Annotated in this window: 16 protein-coding genes; 9 read left to right on the forward strand and 7 right to left on the reverse strand. The window is 58.9% G+C overall.

Annotation, left to right across the window (positions count from 1 at the left end; translation table 11 throughout):
• Window positions 1-18: 18 nt before the first annotated feature.
• The 3 genes from K3556_RS12850 to meaB all read right to left on the reverse strand — a co-directional run bounded on the left by K3556_RS12850 (window position 19) and on the right by meaB (window position 3,736).
• Entirely contained in the window at window positions 19-531 is a 513-nt protein-coding gene (locus K3556_RS12850; RefSeq protein WP_260517171.1) for a bifunctional 2-polyprenyl-6-hydroxyphenol methylase/3-demethylubiquinol 3-O-methyltransferase UbiG, read from the reverse strand.
• Between the two features lie 124 nt (window positions 532-655).
• Window positions 656-2,485 (reverse strand): ABC transporter ATP-binding protein, encoded by a 1,830-nt coding sequence (locus K3556_RS12855; protein WP_260517172.1) that lies wholly within the window; start codon window positions 2,483-2,485, stop codon window positions 656-658.
• 264 nt (window positions 2,486-2,749) lie between these two features.
• Window positions 2,750-3,736, reverse strand: coding sequence for a methylmalonyl Co-A mutase-associated GTPase MeaB (gene meaB / locus K3556_RS12860; RefSeq protein WP_260517173.1), 987 nt, complete (start codon window positions 3,734-3,736; stop codon window positions 2,750-2,752).
• Window positions 3,737-3,861: 125 nt separating this feature from the next.
• Between meaB and hrpB the strand changes: the two genes are divergently transcribed.
• The 3 genes from hrpB (at window position 3,862) to K3556_RS12875 (ending at window position 8,517) form a co-directional block, all read left to right on the forward strand.
• Window positions 3,862-6,315 (forward strand): ATP-dependent helicase HrpB, encoded by a 2,454-nt coding sequence (hrpB, locus tag K3556_RS12865; RefSeq protein WP_260517174.1) that lies wholly within the window; start codon window positions 3,862-3,864, stop codon window positions 6,313-6,315.
• A 126-nt stretch (window positions 6,316-6,441) separates the two neighbouring features.
• A complete protein-coding gene (locus K3556_RS12870; protein WP_260517175.1) occupies window positions 6,442-6,900 on the forward strand; it encodes an NUDIX hydrolase in 459 nt (152 codons plus the stop codon).
• Between the two features lie 135 nt (window positions 6,901-7,035).
• A complete protein-coding gene (locus K3556_RS12875; protein ID WP_260517176.1) occupies window positions 7,036-8,517 on the forward strand; it encodes an inorganic phosphate transporter in 1,482 nt (493 codons plus the stop codon).
• A 111-nt stretch (window positions 8,518-8,628) separates the two neighbouring features.
• Here the strand turns inward: K3556_RS12875 and argF are convergent, their stop codons facing one another.
• A complete protein-coding gene (gene argF / locus K3556_RS12880; protein WP_260517177.1) occupies window positions 8,629-9,555 on the reverse strand; it encodes an ornithine carbamoyltransferase in 927 nt (308 codons plus the stop codon).
• Window positions 9,552-10,736: an aspartate aminotransferase family protein gene (locus K3556_RS12885; protein ID WP_260517178.1), complete on the reverse strand. Its 1,185-nt coding sequence runs from the start codon at window positions 10,734-10,736 to the stop codon at window positions 9,552-9,554. Before K3556_RS12885 ends, argF begins: the two co-directional genes overlap by 4 nt.
• Window positions 10,737-10,970: 234 nt before the next feature.
• Here K3556_RS12885 and K3556_RS12890 point away from each other — a divergent pair, with 234 nt between their 5' ends.
• From K3556_RS12890 to K3556_RS12915, 6 genes are all read left to right on the forward strand, one after another.
• Window positions 10,971-11,846: a DMT family transporter gene (locus K3556_RS12890; RefSeq protein WP_260517179.1), complete on the forward strand. Its 876-nt coding sequence runs from the start codon at window positions 10,971-10,973 to the stop codon at window positions 11,844-11,846.
• 110 nt (window positions 11,847-11,956) lie between these two features.
• Entirely contained in the window at window positions 11,957-12,529 is a 573-nt protein-coding gene (locus K3556_RS12895) for a GcrA family cell cycle regulator (RefSeq protein ID WP_260517180.1), read from the forward strand.
• A gap of 123 nt (window positions 12,530-12,652) precedes the next feature.
• Window positions 12,653-14,050, forward strand: a complete 1,398-nt coding sequence (gene rimO / locus K3556_RS12900; RefSeq protein ID WP_260517181.1) for a 30S ribosomal protein S12 methylthiotransferase RimO — start codon at window positions 12,653-12,655, stop codon at window positions 14,048-14,050.
• A 74-nt stretch (window positions 14,051-14,124) separates the two neighbouring features.
• Window positions 14,125-14,526, forward strand: a complete 402-nt coding sequence (locus tag K3556_RS12905; RefSeq protein WP_260517182.1) for a DUF4864 domain-containing protein — start codon at window positions 14,125-14,127, stop codon at window positions 14,524-14,526.
• 86 nt (window positions 14,527-14,612) lie between these two features.
• Window positions 14,613-15,041: a GFA family protein gene (locus K3556_RS12910; protein ID WP_260517183.1), complete on the forward strand. Its 429-nt coding sequence runs from the start codon at window positions 14,613-14,615 to the stop codon at window positions 15,039-15,041.
• Window positions 15,041-15,217, forward strand: a complete 177-nt coding sequence (locus K3556_RS12915; RefSeq protein WP_260517184.1) for a hypothetical protein — start codon at window positions 15,041-15,043, stop codon at window positions 15,215-15,217. The genes K3556_RS12910 and K3556_RS12915 overlap by 1 nt, the downstream gene beginning before the upstream one ends.
• An 11-nt stretch (window positions 15,218-15,228) precedes the next feature.
• Here K3556_RS12915 and yghX read toward each other — a convergent pair whose 3' ends face one another.
• Together yghX and K3556_RS12925 are read right to left on the reverse strand one after the other, a co-directional pair.
• A complete protein-coding gene (gene yghX, locus K3556_RS12920; protein WP_260517185.1) occupies window positions 15,229-16,116 on the reverse strand; it encodes a YghX family hydrolase in 888 nt (295 codons plus the stop codon).
• A 230-nt stretch (window positions 16,117-16,346) separates the two neighbouring features.
• Complete coding sequence (locus K3556_RS12925; RefSeq protein WP_260517186.1) at window positions 16,347-16,646, reverse strand: hypothetical protein; 300 nt, start codon at window positions 16,644-16,646, stop codon at window positions 16,347-16,349.
• Between the last annotated feature and the right edge of the window lie 21 nt (window positions 16,647-16,667).

Raw genomic sequence — 16,667 nt, forward strand, 5'->3', positions numbered from 1 at the left:
GTTAGCCCTAAGTTATCGTCAGGATCGACTAATGAACAGGTAACCCAACTTGCCAAATTCTGCCGTCCATTCGAATTTATGTGCGGCAAAAATATCTACAAAAGCTTTGATGTTCGATACCTCATCTGCGATCAAAACCCAGCCGCTGTCTTTCACATGATCAAGCAGCTTCGTCAAAACGGCAAGCCGCGATGGTTTCGGCAGCATGTGCAATGTTCGGTCAATCAAAATGACATCGAAATCACCTTCGGGCACGTAAGCTTCAATATCTGCAACGACACCTTGGACATCCAAGTTTTCCTGCTTGGCCGACGCATTAAGATCACGGATGCCGCTTGGCGATATGTCTACACCAACGACGCTGTGGCCATGCCTCGCGATGAACAAGGCGTCTCGCCCTTGCCCGCACCCCACATCCAGAATTCTAGCGCGCTTGTTCTCATATCGATCAAAGAATTCAACAAAGACTGCCGTTGGTTTTCCAAGAGCGTCATGGGTTTCACGATAGAGTTTGTCATAGTCATAAGCCATAAGCGCCACAGTATTGTGCTGGCTTCAAAATGACTAAGTGAAATATTTCGTGAAGGGTTGCTAAGCCGCCACCTCCCGCTTCCGATCAGCAAGCAGGGGGCTAGGATGACCGATCACGCCCGCATCAATCCTCGCCCAGGAACCCACCTGATTGACGCTCCCACAGACCCGCATAGGTGCCGCCCTGCGCCAGCAAGGCGTCGTGACTGCCGGTTTCGATGATCCGGCCTTCATCCAGCACGACGATCCGGTCCATCTGGGCGATGGTGGACAGGCGGTGAGCGATGGCGATCACGGTCTTGCCCTCCATCATGCCATAAAGCGTTTTCTGGATGGCGGCTTCAACCTCGCTGTCCAGCGCCGATGTCGCCTCGTCCAACACAAGGATCGGGGCATCCTTCAGCATCACCCGCGCTATGGCGACCCGCTGACGTTGCCCGCCTGACAGTTTCACGCCACGCTCGCCCACATGCGCGTCATATCCGCGGCGACCTTGCGGGTCTTCAAGCGTCTGAATGAACTCATGCGCTTCGGCACGCTTGGCGGCCGCAATCATTTGCGCTTCGGTTGCGTCCGGGCGCCCGTAAAGGATGTTGGCCCGAACCGAGCGGTGCAAAAGGCTGCTGTCCTGTGTCACCATTCCGATCTGCGCGCGCAGACTGTCCTGCGTAACATCGGTCACGTCCTGCCCGTCGATCAGGATTTGCCCTCCTTCAGGGTCGCGAAACCGCATCAGCAGGTTCACAAGGCTGGATTTGCCCGCACCTGACCGTCCGACCAAGCCGACTTTCTCGCCTGGTTGCACTGTTAGCGATACATCTTCCAGCCCGCCGGACCCCTTGCCGTAGTGGTGGGTGAGGCTAACAAAGGTGATCTTGCCATCCTCGATGAGAAGGTCTTTGGCGCCTTGGGCATCCTTGAGTTCATGCGCGACCGCGATCGACCGCAAGCCTTCGCGGATCACGCCCATATGTTCAAACAGGCGGATCGTGACCCACATGATCCAGCCGGACATCCCGTTCAGGCGCACCACAAGGGCCGAGGCTGCGGCAACTTCGCCCACCGAAACCTCGCCCAAGGTCCACAACCAGACAGCCGCGCCCAGAACACCGACAATCAGCAAGCCGTTCAGAAGGTTCAGCCCGAAGCTCAGCTCGGTCATCAGGCGCAGAAAGCGTTGGAATCGCAGACGCAACCGTTTGAGCGACGACAGAACATAGCGTTCCTCGCCCGCCCCTTGCGAAAACAATTTCACGCTTTCGATATTGGCATAGGCGTCCACGATCCGACCCGTGACCAAGGACCGCGCATCGGACCATTTCTCGGACGCGACCGACACACGCTTGGCGATGTAACGCACATAGAGCACATAGAATATCAGCCAAATGCCAAGCGGCAGCGCCAGACGAATATCGACCTGCCCAAGGATCACCATCGCGCTGAGCACATAGGTGGTCGCGTAGAAGATGCCTTCGAAGAACATATAGGTGCTGTCTTCGACCGCTGGTCCAAGCTGCATCACCCGGTTGGACAACCGCCCGGCAAAGTCGTTCTGGAAGAACCCCAGGGACTGACCCAACAGGTGGCGGTGGGCACGCCAACGCACTTGTTCCTGCATGTTGCCCGCCAGGGTTTGCTCCAGAAAAAACCGGTTCAGTGTGATCGCCAGAGGCCTGAGGAAAATGATCAGCACCGCTGCAACCAACAGCTCGACACCATTGGTGGCCCAGAAGCTTTCTGGTGTGGTCAGGTTCATCAAATCAACGACCCGCCCGGTATAGAAGATAAGACCCGTTTCAATCAGCGCCACCAACACACCCGTCAGCGCCATCCAGATCATCCACTTCCGGAAAGGTCCGAACTGCGATTTAAAGAATGGCCACAGAGTTTTGGGCGGCGTGCCCATATCGTGCGGGGCAAACGGGTCAACGAGATTTTCGAAAAAACGATACATGAAGGCGCTCCGTGCGCTTATGGAATAGAGATGTAATGGACGGGGCTGACGACAGCCCATCAGGACCGCGACTTACGCTTGAATTGGGGTCCTGAAATTTCGCATCCGGCATCTCTCCTTCATGTTCTGAGAGGACGCTAACGCAGATGTTAGCGCCGATCAACCCCCCGGCAATCTGGGCGGCAGTTGATCAAGGGGCGCTGCCCCTCGCGGCGGGGCCGCTCACCCCGGGATATTTGCGGCCAGAAGAGGCCGGGTGCGGGATTATTCGTCGCAGGCCGGGCGGATATGAGCAAGAATGTCTTCTGCTGCACGGGCGGCCGAGATTTGGCCAGCGGCAACTTGGTCGCCCAAGGCATTGATCCGACGCTTTGTTTCTGACTGGCCAAGAATGGACAAAAGCCCGATGCGCACGTCTTCTTCGAACCAGTGGCGCGCCTGCTGTGCGCGGCGCTTGTCCCAATGCCCTTCGGTCCGGCGCCAATCGACGAGTTCTGCCATCGTGTCCCAGGCCTCTGGCAACCCGTCTTGGGTCACCGCTGACACCATCATGGCCTTGGGAAAGCCTTCCGGATCATAGACACGTTTTCGCAAAAGCCGTAGCGCCCCCGCGTAGTCTGCGCAGGTTCGCATCGCGGAGGGCTTCAGATCGCCGTCAGCTTTATTGACCAGGATAAGATCGGCAATCTCCATGATGCCGCGTTTCACGCCCTGCAGCTCGTCCCCGCCAGCAGGTGCGAGCAGCAGCAAAAACAGGTCGGACATTTCCGCAACCATCGTTTCTGATTGTCCAACGCCGACGGTTTCAATCAAGACAATTTCAAAACCTGCAGCCTCGCATAGCGCCACCGCTTCGCGGGTGCGACGCGCCACACCACCCAGTTGCGACTGAGAGGGAGACGGGCGAATAAACGCGTTTTGCTCGCGGCTCAGGCGTTCCATCCGGGTTTTGTCGCCAAGGATGGACCCGCCAGACCGGGCCGAACTAGGGTCAACTGCAAGCACCGCAACCCTAAGACCCTTTGCAATCAGGAACATGCCGAAGGCTTCGATGAAGGTCGATTTGCCGACACCCGGCGTGCCTGACAAGCCAATGCGCAAAGCCTGACGTCCAGCCGGGGCCAACTGATCCAGCAGCTCGCCCGCCTGCTTTCGGTGATCGGCACGGCCGCTTTCCACCAGTGTGATCGCACGTGCCAAAGCCCGCCGCTCGCCTGCGGCCACCCGATTTGCCAGATCCTGAATGTCCATCTCGCCTCCAACTTTCGCACTGTCATGCCGCGCGACACGCGGTCTGTCCAGAGGCCCAGCGCTAACAGTGGGCAAACAAGCAGCTAGCATCTGGACCCAGACCGGTTGAAACCCGATAAGAGGGCATGCACAGCGATCTGCCCATCCATGACGCCCTTCCCGCCCTTCTGACCGCTTTGCGGGACGCGGGGCGCGCGGTGTTGATGGCACCGCCGGGGGCAGGCAAAACCACTGTCGTACCGCTGGCAATGCTTGAGGCACGCGTTTTCAGCGGCAAGCTTGTCATGTTGGAACCGCGTCGTCTGGCTGCGCGCGCCGCTGCCGAACGCATGGCGCAAACACTGGGTGAAGCTGTTGGGGACACCGTCGGATATCGCATTCGCGGGGAAGCAAAGACCAGCAAAGCCACCCGGATCGAGGTTGTGACCGAAGGCATCCTGACCCGAATGCTGCAATCTGATCCGTCGCTGGTTGGAATCGGCGCGGTGATTTTTGACGAATTTCACGAACGGTCCCTGAACGCGGATCTTGGCCTTGCCCTGACCTGGGAGGCCATGCAGGCGCTGCGCGAGGATTTGCAACTGGTCGTCATGTCCGCCACCCTGGACGCAGATCCGGTTGCAGATCTGCTGGACGCGGCGCCCATTGTTCGCTCGGACGGGCGTGCCTTTGCGGTAGAAACCCGGCACCTGCCCGCCCCTTTGCCCAAAACAGCGCGCCTGCCCGACGCAACCGCGACGCTGGTGCGGCAAGCTGTTGAGGAAACCGAGGGCGGCATTCTGGTCTTTTTGCCCGGCGAGGGCGAAATCCGTCGGACTGAGGCGGCACTTGGCCCTCATCTGCCAGCGGATTGCCACCTTCATCCCTTGTTCGGCGCGATGGATTTTGCAGCCCAGCGCGCCGCGATCGCCCCGGCCAGGTCGGGGCGCAAAATCGTTCTGGCCACATCCATTGCAGAGACGTCCCTGACCATTCAGGACATTCGCGTCGTCGTTGATGCTGGCCAAGCGCGGCGCGCCCGGTTTGATCCCGGATCGGGCATGTCGCGTCTGGTCACAGAGCGCGTGTCAAAGGCCGAGGCCGAGCAGCGCCGGGGGCGTGCCGGTCGCGTTGCTGAAGGCGTCTGTTACCGGCTGTGGACCAAAGGCGAAGAGGGCGGGTTGCCCCCGTATCCGCCAGCCGAGATCGAAACCGCCGATCTAGCACCGCTGGCTTTGGAGCTTGCGGTTTGGGGATCGCCGGATGGGAGCGACCTTTCCTTTCTGACACCACCCAACGCGGGCGTGCTGGCCGAGGCCCAGACGCTTTTGCTTGCGCTTGGTGCGCTGGATGGCGCAGGCCGTATCACGCCACACGGCAGAACCTTAGCCCGGTTGCCCATGCACCCGCGCCTTGGGCACATGCTGGCAACTGCAGGACCAGATGCCGCTGACCTCGCAGCCCTGTGGGGTGAGCGAGATCCGCTGCCGCGACATGCGCCGAACGACCTATCCCTTAGGCTGGACGCCATTCGCGACCCGAAATTATTCGAGGCGCGGCGCGGCATTTCACCCAACAGGGGTGTGATCGAACGCATCCTGTCCGAGGCACGCCGACTTCGCAAACTTGTGACGCCGACTGACCGCACGCTCAGTGACGCCCAAATGGCCGCTTTGGCTTATCCTGATCGCGTGGGGCTTAGGCGCTCGGGCGATGCCCCTCGATTTGTTCTGTCTGGTGGCAAAGGCGCGGTGATGGACGCGCATGACCCACTCGCAAATGCCCGGCTGATCGTCGCGACCGACACCGATGGCAACCCGCGCGAGGCTCGGATCCGGCAAGCCATCCAGATTGGCGAAGGTGAACTGCGCGAGATGTTTGCCGATCAAATCGCCTGGGTCGACCACTGCGCATGGTCCAAACGGGACGGACGTGTCGTCGCCCGAAGGCTGGAACAGCTGGGCGCTGTGGTACTGGACGACCGCATGTGGAAGGACGCGCCAGAACAGGACGTGGCCCGCGCCATGTTGGATGGCATTCGCGAATTGGGTTTGCGCCCTTCTGACGCGTCGCGCAGGTTCATCGCACGGGTCGAGCTGTTGCGGGCAGGTGGTGTCGCCCTGCCGGACATGTCCGATCCCGCCCTTCTGGATACTCTGGACGATTGGCTGTTGCCGCACATCTCGGGCGTTAAGACAGCCACCGAATGGAAACGCTTTGACCTGCTGGATGCCCTGCGCGCCCGACTGGACTGGTCGCAAATGGCGCAGCTTGATCGCGATGCACCCGCCCATTTCACGACACCGATGGGTCGTAAAACACCGATCGACTATTCTGGCGACACGCCCGAAATCAGCCTGCGCTTGCAAGAGATGTTTGGCACGACACACCACCCGATGATTGGCAAAACGCCTTTGCGCGTCACGCTGTTGTCGCCCGCGCAACGCCCGGTGCAGACCACGACCGATATTCCGAATTTCTGGGCCACAAGCTATCAGGATGTGCGCAAAGACATGCGCGGACGTTATCCAAAACACCCCTGGCCCGAAGATCCAACACAGGCCAATCCAACCCTACGGGCGAAACCGCGCAACGGCTGAAATCAGCCACAGTTTTCTGCAAAACCAGCCCTTCACAGGCCGTTTACTTGCATTCTGCCCCATAAATCCCATATTTAATGGATATAAAAATAACCGAGCAAAAAGCTCAGAACGCGCAGGTACAAAATGTCATCCTTACTAGAACAGGCTTGGAATGAAGTCGTCAAACCCCTGTTTCAACGCCCGAAACGATTGCAGGTGGCCGCGTTGTGCTATCGCGGCGCAGGCGATGACAAAGAAGTGCTGCTGGTGACATCGCGCGGAACTGGGCGTTGGATCTTACCCAAAGGCTGGCCGATGGACGGCAAGAACGCAGCCGAGGCCGCCCGGCAGGAAGCTTGGGAAGAAGCCGGTGTCTCAGAAGGCCAACTGGATCGCACCTCGATCGGCGCCTTCGACTCTGAGAAAGAGATGGATTTCGGGGGCATCGCCCGTTGCACAACATCTGTTTTCCCGCTGAAGGTTGAAAAGCTCGATGATGATTTTCCCGAAGCAGATGAACGCAGGCGGACCTGGGTTCCGGCTGAACGTGCTGCCGAAATGGTGGCTGAAAAAGACCTCCAGAAAATCTTGCGCGAATTCTAAGCCACAGCGTTCCAACGCTTAGGCTCAATAAACCCGAATCTGTTGCATTTGCTGCCCTGACCGTCTAGCGCAGGCGCTAAATTGTGACGGCTGCGTAACGGCCGTATAACAACCTGCCGGCCAAGGGGTGGAATGATGAGCGCAGACAATCGTGGCAGCCAGTGGAAAACGCTGGACAAAGACCTGAACCGCATAAGTCAGGTCGAATACGCCGCGCAGTATGTTTCCCGACCACTGGTCGGTATGGGCGTAGCTCTCGCTTTCATCGTTATTGCGGCTTTGGGGGCAGCGGTCTTCTTCGGTCAAACACCAACGTCTTTGGTTGTTGTGATTGCCGCGGCGTTTGGCGCTTACATGGCGTTGAATATCGGCGCCAATGATGTTGCCAACAATATGGGCCCAGCTGTAGGGGCGAACGCGCTGACTATGGGTGGCGCAATTTTCATTGCCATCATTTGCGAAAGCGCTGGCGCGCTCTTGGCGGGAGGCGATGTTGTCTCGACCATCTCAAAAGGAATCATTGACCCATCGGGTTTTGATCAGTCGCGCGCCTTCGTCTGGGCGATGATGGCTGCCCTGATCTCGTCGGCGCTTTGGGTGAACCTGGCCACCTGGGTCGGTGCGCCGGTCTCGACAACCCACTCCGTCGTCGGCGGCGTTATGGGGGCAGGTATCGCAGCCGCCGGATTTGCCGCCGTTAACTGGCCAACAATGGGCAAGATCGCAGCCTCTTGGGTGATATCCCCCGTTTTGGGCGGCGCGATTGCGGCGCTCTTCCTTGCCTTGATCAAACACAAAATCATCTACCAAGACGATAAAATCGCCGCCGCAAAACGGTGGGTTCCGGTTCTGATCGGCATCATGGCCGCCGCATTTGGCACTTACCTGTCGATCAAAGGGCTGAAACAGATCATCAAAATTGACCTTGGAACTGCCCTGCTGATCGGCGCCGCAGCTGGCGTCATCACTTATGTTGTTTCAGCCCCGTTGATCGCGCGTCAAGCTAAGGGGCTCGAGAACCGAACCAAGTCCCTGAAGACCCTCTTTGCCCTGCCTTTGATCTTCTCTGCCGCCCTGTTGTCCTTTGCTCATGGGGCAAATGACGTGGCAAACGCCGTCGGGCCTCTGGCCGCGATTGTCCACGTGGAAAGCGTGGGCGACGTTGCGGCCAAAGTGACCATTCCGACATGGGTCATGGTCATCGGCGCCTTCGGCATCAGCTTCGGCCTGATGCTGTTTGGCCCGAAACTGATCCGCATGGTGGGCAGCCAGATCACCAAACTAAACCCGATGCGCGCCTATTGCGTGGCGCTGTCGGCGGCCATCACGGTGATCGTCGCCAGCTGGCTGGGCCTGCCCGTCAGTTCGACCCATATCGCCGTGGGCGGCGTTTTCGGCGTCGGGTTCTATCGCGAACACCATATGGAGCGCCGCCTGCGTCGGTCCACCGCCGCCCGCCCCGAAGTCAAACGCATCGCGCCCGAAGAACGCCGTCGCCGCAAACTGGTGCGCCGCTCCCATTTCATGACCATCGTTGCGGCCTGGGTGATCACGGTTCCGGCCGCAGCTCTCATGTCAGCTGTAATTTTCTACGTGCTGAACGCCATCGCGGCCTGAACCCCACCGCTGCCCGCCAACCTTCTTCTGGCCCGAAATATCCTGGGGTAGGTGCCACGCGCAGTGTGGCACCGTAGGGGCAAAGCCCCTGCCCGGCCTTGCGACCAAAGCCTATTTCCCCAAACACCAGCGCATCACGGCCTTCTGGGCGTGCAACCGGTTCTCGGCTTCGTCAAAGATCACAGATTGCGGGCCGTCCATGACCGAATTCGTCACTTCCTCTTCCCGGTGCGCGGGCAGACAATGCATGAACAGCGCGTCGGGCTTGGCATGGGCCATCAGCGCATCGTTGATCTGATAGGGCCGAAGCAGGTTGTGGCGCCGCTCGCGGGCTGACGGCGCGTCGTGCATCGACACCCATGTATCGGCAACCAGAAGGTCCGCCCCTTCGACTGCTTTTACCGGGTCGCGAACGATTTCAACATTGGCGCCTTTGGCGCGCGCCTCCTGCACAAACATGGCCTCAGGGTCCAGCACTTCCGGACCGGTGAAGGTCACATCAAAGCCGAACTGTCCGGCGGCGTGCAGGAACGAGGCGCAAACATTGTTGCCATCGCCCGCCCAGACAACCTTCTTGCCTGCGATCGAGCCGCGATGCTCTTCGTAGGTCAGAATATCAGCCATGATCTGGCAGGGATGCGAGCGGTTGGTCAGGCCGTTGATCACCGGCACATCGGCATATTCCGCCATTTCCAGCAGCGTGGCTTCCTCAAACGTGCGGATCATGATCAGGTCGACATAGCGGCTGAGCACCTTGGCGGTGTCGGCCACGGTCTCACCATGACCCAACTGCATCTCGGACCCGGACAGCACCATGGTCTCACCGCCCATCTGGCGCACGCCCACGTCAAAGCTGACGCGGGTCCGGGTGGACGGCTTTTCAAAGATTAACGCGACCATGTGGCCGTCAAGCGGCCGTTCGTCGTCCAGCGCTGCCTTGGGGCGACCTGCGCGCGCGGTTTTGATGCGGTGCGCTTCGGCCATCATGCCGGTCAGGTCTTCGGGGCTTGTCTTGTTGATGTCCAGAAAATGCTTCATGGGTTCTGGCCCTCCACGGCCTTGGCAGCGGTGTCCAGACGCGCGACGGCCTCGGACATGTCTTCGTCTTCAATGGTAAGGGCTGGCAGGATGCGCAGCACGTTATCGGCAGCCGGAACACACAGCACCCCCGCGCCATAACAGGCTTTCAACACATCGGTGTTGGGCGCTTTGCAGATCAAACCCAACATCAGGCCCGCGCCTCGGACGCCCACGAAAACATCAGGATGTGCCGCAACCAGACCTTCCAGCTTTTGGCGGAGCAGCCCCGATTTGCGGCGCACCTCTTCAAGAAACGCCTCATCCGACACGATTTCTGTCACTTCAGCGCCAATGGCACAGGCCAACGGGTTGCCGCCATAGGTCGAGCCATGGGTGCCCGCAACCATACCACTTGCGGCGTCTTCGGTCGCAAGAACCGCGCCCAGTGGGAATCCGCCCCCAATGCCCTTTGCGACCATCATGATATCGGGTGTCACACCCGACCATTCATGAGCGAACAGTTTACCCGTCCGGCCCATACCGCATTGCACTTCATCAAAGATCAACAGCGCGCCGGTTTTGTCACACGCCGCGCGGATCGCTTTTAGCTCTGCGTCAGGCACAGGGCGAATGCCGCCCTCGCCCTGCACCGGCTCGATGATTACAGCGGCGATGTCCTCACCCGCCAAAGCGTTGGTCAGTCCATCCAGATCCCCGAAAGGCAGATGCGTAAATCCGGGCAAAAGCGGGCCGAAGCCCTTGGTCAGTTTCTCGCCGCCAGCCGCAGCAATCCCCGCTGATGATCGGCCATGGAACGATCCTTCAAACCCGATGACCCGTGTGCGCTCGGGCTGGCCTTTATCATGCCAGTATTTCCGCGCCATCTTGACGGCAAGTTCGCACGCTTCTGTGCCCGAATTTGTAAAGAAAGCTGTATCCGCAAAGGTAAGATCGACCAGCGTATCAGCCAGCTTCCGCTGTTCGGGAATGGTATAGAGGTTGGACACGTGCCACAGCTTTCCGCCTTGTTCAGCCAGCACCTTGACCAGCGCCGGGTGCGCGTGGCCCAGCGCGTTGACCGCAATGCCAGCCCCCAGATCAACGTATCGCTCGCCGCGCTCCGTGATCAGCCAACTGCCCTGACCCCGCTCAAAAGCAAGGTCTACACGGTTATAGGTCGGAAGAAGCGACGGGATCATGTCGGTATCCTTTATAAAAGAAGCCCTTGGGTGCCGTATGGCTGGCTTCAAGTCAACAATTTCAAAAGAGGACTGCGCAAAAGCGCGGGAACAAACAGAACGTAACGTCAGACGCAGAAGCGTCGGCGTCGGGTGGCAGCGATATGCAAGTGTTTGTTCATAAGCTCGGCATAAGCGAAGGCAAATCGTCTGTCCACACTTTTCAATCGCCTCGCCGCCCGGTAAGCGGGGCCGATGGAAACACGCCCCAATCCCCTCGCCGCAGCAGGCTTTATGCTGCTGGCATCATCCCTGATTGCGGGCACGACGCTGATGGCCAAACTTGTCGGGCGCGACGTGTTGGGCGACCCATTACATCCGCTGCAGATCAGCCATGGCCGGTTCCTGTTTGCCTTTCTGGCAATCAGTTCGGTCGTGGGAATCGTCCGCCCGACGATCAGAACCGCGAACCTGCCTTTGCACATCGCCCGGTCGGCGTCTGGCTGGACTGGCATTTCCCTTATGTTCGCAGCGGTTGCGTTCATACCCTTGGCGGATGCCACCGCCATCAGCTTTCTGAACCCAGTTTTTGCAATGATTCTTGCCATTCCCCTGTTGGGCGAGCGTGTCGGGCCGATCCGGTGGTTTGCCGCGGCGACGGCCTTGGTGGGCGCATTGATCTTGATCCAGCCTGGCGCTGGAAGCGTCCATCCGGCCGCCCTTCTGGCACTGGTTGCAGCGATGGTCATGGGGTTTGAGATCACCCTGATCAAACGGCTCACGGGGCGCGAGGCTCCGTTGCAGATCCTGTGGATAAACAATGGCATTGGCCTGACCATAGCGACGTTGGCCGTCATTTGGGTTTGGCAGCCTCCGACACCAGCCCAATGGGCAGCGTTGGCGGCATTAGGTTTCATGATGGCACTGGCCCAAACCTGCTTCATCCAGTCGATGAAGCGCGCCGACGCCAGCTTTGTCGTACCGTTCTCATACGCCACGTTGCTGTTTGCAGGTCTTTATGATTTCACCGCTTTCGGGGTCGTTCCTGTGACCACAAGCCTGTTAGGGGCCGGGATAATCATCGCCGGCGGCATCTTGTTGGCATGGCGCGAAAGTCGCAGGTCGCGCTGATCCCGTATCTGCGCTTGTATCCCCCGCGCCTATGACTAAAATAGGCGCTTGTGAATTCACTGGGCTGTCCGGGCCATACCCGGCAGTCGACCCCAAAAACGGGAAGAAATATGTCCTGGACCGACGATCGCGTTGAAATCCTGAAAAAGATGTGGGGCGAGGGGCAATCAGCCTCCGTCATCGCCAAAGAACTTGGGGGTGTGACCCGCAATGCTGTGATTGGCAAGGTGCACCGTCTGGGCCTGTCAAACCGGTCTGGTGGTGGCTCGAAAGCTCCGGCCAAGGAAAAGGCTGCGCCCAAGGCCGCCGCCAAACCTAAGGCCCCACCCAAAAAGGCCGCGGCTAAGAAAGAGGCGGAAGCCGCCTCAAAACCTGCTGCCGAAGCCCGACCCATTCCGGCGCGCAAGCAGATCATTCCGGCAGGCCAACCCCTGCCGCCACAGCCGTCGGCTAACGAAATCAGCCCCGAAGCGCTGGCATCGGTGCGTGAAGTTGAAAAAGGCGCTAAGAAGCTGCACTTGATGGAACTGACCGAACGGACTTGCAAATGGCCCATCGGCGATCCGGCGACCGAAGAATTCTGGTTCTGCGGCCTGCCCGTTCAGCAAGGCAAACCCTATTGCGAGGCGCATGTAGGCGTCGCGTTCCAGCCCATGTCCTCGCGTCGCGACCGCAAACGGTAAGACCGTCACGAAATTCAGACCAAAGGCGCGTTGGGCAACCTGCGCGCCTTTTTTCATGTCTGCACGCCCATGCGATGTGCGCTTTTGCTTTCCAGCCTGCCCACATGCGGCTATATGCGCGCCATGACAGATCCAGTGAACCCACCAAACCTTCGTCCTGACCTTGCCCCGAAAGCCCGGTTCTCCGAGCCCAAGCGCGATGGCCAGCCGACCATCGGCATGGTCAGCCTTGGCTGCCCCAAGGCGCTGGTCGACAGTGAACGCATCCTGACGCGCCTGCGCGCCGAAGGCTATGCGATCAGCCCGGACTATACCGGGGCCGACGCGGTGATCGTGAACACATGTGGATTTCTGGATTCAGCCAAGGCCGAAAGCCTTGAGGCCATCGGCGAAGCGCTGAATGAAAACGGCCGCGTGATCGTCACCGGCTGTCTGGGCGCGGAAGAGGATTATATCCGCGGCACCCATCCCAGCGTTCTGGCCGTGACTGGACCGCATCAGTATGAACAGGTTCTGGATGCCGTACACGGCGCCGTGCCGCCCAACCCCGACCCGTTTGTGGACCTGTTGCCTGCGACCGGTGTGTCGCTGACCCCGCGCCATTACAGCTATCTGAAAATCTCGGAAGGCTGCAATCACAAGTGCAAGTTCTGCATCATTCCCGATATGCGCGGCAAGCTCGCCTCCCGCCCTGCCCACGCAGTGATCCGCGAGGCAGAGAAGTTGGTCGAGGCTGGCGTCAAGGAACTGCTGGTCATCAGTCAGGATACGTCAGCGTATGGTGTCGATATCAAACACGCCGAAGATCGCGGGCATCGTGCCCATATCACCGATCTGGCCCGCGACCTTGGATCGCTGGGGGCTGGGCGCGATCTGTGGGTGCGCCTGCACTATGTCTATCCCTATCCGCATGTCCGCCAGTTGATCCCGCTGATGGCAGACGGGCTGATCCTGCCTTATCTGGACATCCCGTTCCAACACGCCCATCCCGATACGCTCAAACGTATGGCGCGCCCGGCGGCGGCGTCTAAAACGCTGGACGAGATCGCCGCGTGGCGCGCGACCTGCCCGGACATTACCCTGCGGTCCACTTTCATCGTCGGCTATCCCGGCGAGACTGAGGACGAATTCCAGACGCTTCTGGATTGGATGGACGAAGCACAGTTGGACCGCGTCGGCTGCTTCCAATACGAAAACGTCGATGGCGCCCGGTCAAACACCCTGCCCGACCACGTCCCAGCCGAGGTCAAACAAGATCGTTGGGACCGGTTCATGGAAAAGGCTCAAGCTATCTCTGAGGCAAAACTCGCTGCGAAAGTTGGTCAGCGCATGGACGTGATCATTGACGACATCGACGAAGATGGCATCGCCACCTGCCGTACCAAAGCCGATGCGCCCGAAATCGACGGCAACCTGTTCATCGACGAAGGCACCGAGGCGATGACCGTCGGAGAGATTGTCCGCGTCGAAGTGGATGAGGCCGGGGAATACGATTTGTGGGGCGTAGCGCGCAAGGCATAACCTCTTTACCCTTCTATCATTGATCCAATACGCCACGTCGGGCGTATTCAACACAATGTAGGGAGGTTTCTTGAATGCGTTATCTGCTTATCGTCATTGCGTTTGTCTGGGGAAATGCTGTGCCCGCGCAGGCCCAAGATCTGTCCATCAAGGATGTGATCGCGTCACAGATCGAAGCCTTCGAGGCCGACGATCTCGAAACGGCATTCTCCTTCGCCTCGCCCAATATCCAGTCCATTTTCGGAACGCCCGAAAACTTTGGCAGCATGGTGAGCGGAAGCTATCCAATGGTCTGGCGCCCATCCGACATCACGTTTCTGAACAGCGAGAACAGAAACGGCTCGACCTGGCAGCGCCTGAAGGTCACGGATCGTCAGGGCGCCGGTTTCTGGTTCATTTATGAGATGATCTTGATTGACGACAAGTGGCGGATCAATGGCGTGTTCAAGATCGACGCTCCGGGGTTGAATGCCTAAGCGCGCTTGATTGGTGTCAGGGCAATGTATTGTTATTTCTGCCAGTCTGTGCCTTGATTATCTCCTTAAAAAAGGGAGATCGGACCATGGTGGCAGCGGCGAGAGAAGTCTCTGGTAAGTGTCTTTGCGGCAAGGTTAAATTTCGCGCGACAGCCACAAATCCGACGATCGCCGCCTGCCATTGCGACATGTGCCGAGGTTGGTCGTCCGGTCCCTATTTTGAGATCACGTGCCAAGACCTGTCCTTCGAGGGGGCCGACAATATCACGACATTCCGCTCGTCCGAATGGGCAGAGCGCGGGTTCTGCAAGACCTGCGGATCAAACCTGTATTACCATATCATTGATGCAGATGAGTATCAGATGTCCGCTGGCCTTTTGGATGACACATCAGACCTGAGCCTGTCGTTACAGGTGTTTACCGACAGCAAACCGTCCTTCTACACGCTGGCAGACAAGACTAAGATGATGACAGGGGCTGAAGTCTTTGCTGCCTACGCGCAATCGGAGGACTAGTGCCGAAGCATAAGCTTGCGATGTCACCTGCGTTACACGCACGCGACTCGCCAGACCGCATCCAGCCGCCTATCCACGCGTTTCTGGCGCCGCCGATGTCAGTTACTCAGTTGGCCAACCCGTCCACCGAACGTGTCACCGGCACCAAGCCTTCGTCAGCTATCTGTCAGGTCTAAACTCGGCCCTATTACACCAAATACTTGTTGAAATGCGCCAACGTGCGGTCCCATGCCAGTGTTGCGGCGGCCTCGTCATAGCGGGGAGTGGTGTCATTGTGAAAACCGTGATTCACACCCGCGTAGATATGAGCTTCGTACGTTTTACCCGCTGCCATCAAAGCCTCTTCATAGGCGGGCCAGCCAGCATTGATGCGCTCATCCAGTTCGCCATAGTGAATGAGAAGCGGTGCATTGATCTCGGGTACATCGGCAGCGTCTGGTTGGCGGCCATAGAACGGCACCGAGGCTGCCATGTTGGGATACGCCACGGCCAGCGCATTGCACACGCCGCCCCCGTAGCAGAAGCCAACGGCACCGACTTTGCCGGTTGACCCTTCATGGCCCACCAGAAACTCGAACGCCGCGAAAAAGTCTTCCATCAGCTTGCCGCCATCCAGCTCTTTTTGCATCGTGCGCCCGTCATCGTCATTGCCGGGATAGCCGCCGAGGGGCGTCAAACCGTCCGGACCAAAGGCAAGGAAACCAGCCTTGGCGGTGCGCCGCACTACATCCTCGATATAAGGATTGAGACCACGATTTTCGTGAACAACCAGTACCGCAGGCAACAGGCCAGTCGCGCCGGCCGGTTTGGCCATCAAGCCTTTGATCGTGCCGTGACCATCCGGGCTTTCATACTCAACAACCTCGGTCTCGATCGCGGGGTCATCCGGCGCCACCTGTTGGGCTAGCGCATAATTCGGTTGCAAACTTTCCAAAAGCGCAGCCGCCGTTACTCCAGCCGCGGCATATTTCGTCGCGTTGGTCAGAAACTGGCGTTTGGTCATCTTGCCATGCACGTAGCCGTCGTAAAGTTCAAGCAAACGCGGGTCGAAATCGGAAGCACTTTTACGTTTCATAACAATCTCCTGCTGGGTGTTAACTGTGAAAAGCGGGACGGATAGCGTCGAAACAGCATGTCTGTCGCGCGGATAGTTCCAAGCCCGCAGCCGACAGATCCTGCCGATCACTCTAGACTGCGGGCGCAAGCTGTCTATTCACATTCCCTTGCATAGGTTATTCAGGCAGAAACCGGCGCGAGGTCTTCGTGCATTATTACGCGTGGCGTGCTGGTTTGGACCAACTCAAATTAGCCCTCTGTCGACACGCTAAACAGCACCCAGCCATCGATCCGTGCGACTTCGGTGCCGCCGGTTTCGGTCATGAACACGCCCAACCCTTCGTAGTCTTCCGGGCAAGCGACAAGATCTGCCGTGTGATCAAGGAATTCGACGGTTTCGGCGCTTTCACCAACGCGGCGGCATTGATCACCATCGGCGCGGTAGCCGTCCCCAAACAAGGGAAGGTCGGTTGCGGGTGGCGTGTATGTTGCGGCGGTTTCGCAGGCAGCCAGCAAACCGATTGCAAACAGGGGTATGAACTGTTTCATCAGGGATCTCCATCTGGGTCC

Source organism: Aliiroseovarius sp. M344 (assembly GCF_025140835.1).
GTDB lineage: Bacteria > Pseudomonadota > Alphaproteobacteria > Rhodobacterales > Rhodobacteraceae > Aliiroseovarius.

Coding starts and splice junctions, on each gene's coding strand:
- K3556_RS12850 (WP_260517171.1), bottom strand. CDS start 531: ATGGCTTATGACTATGACAAACTCTATCGTGAAACCCATGACGCTCTT.
- K3556_RS12855 (WP_260517172.1), bottom strand. CDS start 2,485: ATGTATCGTTTTTTCGAAAATCTCGTTGACCCGTTTGCCCCGCACGAT.
- meaB (WP_260517173.1), bottom strand. CDS start 3,736: ATGGACATTCAGGATCTGGCAAATCGGGTGGCCGCAGGCGAGCGGCGG.
- hrpB (WP_260517174.1), top strand. CDS start 3,862: ATGCACAGCGATCTGCCCATCCATGACGCCCTTCCCGCCCTTCTGACC.
- K3556_RS12870 (WP_260517175.1), top strand. CDS start 6,442: ATGTCATCCTTACTAGAACAGGCTTGGAATGAAGTCGTCAAACCCCTG.
- K3556_RS12875 (WP_260517176.1), top strand. CDS start 7,036: ATGAGCGCAGACAATCGTGGCAGCCAGTGGAAAACGCTGGACAAAGAC.
- argF (WP_260517177.1), bottom strand. CDS start 9,555: ATGAAGCATTTTCTGGACATCAACAAGACAAGCCCCGAAGACCTGACC.
- K3556_RS12885 (WP_260517178.1), bottom strand. CDS start 10,736: ATGATCCCGTCGCTTCTTCCGACCTATAACCGTGTAGACCTTGCTTTT.
- K3556_RS12890 (WP_260517179.1), top strand. CDS start 10,971: ATGGAAACACGCCCCAATCCCCTCGCCGCAGCAGGCTTTATGCTGCTG.
- K3556_RS12895 (WP_260517180.1), top strand. CDS start 11,957: ATGTCCTGGACCGACGATCGCGTTGAAATCCTGAAAAAGATGTGGGGC.
- rimO (WP_260517181.1), top strand. CDS start 12,653: ATGACAGATCCAGTGAACCCACCAAACCTTCGTCCTGACCTTGCCCCG.
- K3556_RS12905 (WP_260517182.1), top strand. CDS start 14,125: ATGCGTTATCTGCTTATCGTCATTGCGTTTGTCTGGGGAAATGCTGTG.
- K3556_RS12910 (WP_260517183.1), top strand. CDS start 14,613: ATGGTGGCAGCGGCGAGAGAAGTCTCTGGTAAGTGTCTTTGCGGCAAG.
- yghX (WP_260517185.1), bottom strand. CDS start 16,116: ATGAAACGTAAAAGTGCTTCCGATTTCGACCCGCGTTTGCTTGAACTT.
- K3556_RS12925 (WP_260517186.1), bottom strand. CDS start 16,646: ATGAAACAGTTCATACCCCTGTTTGCAATCGGTTTGCTGGCTGCCTGC.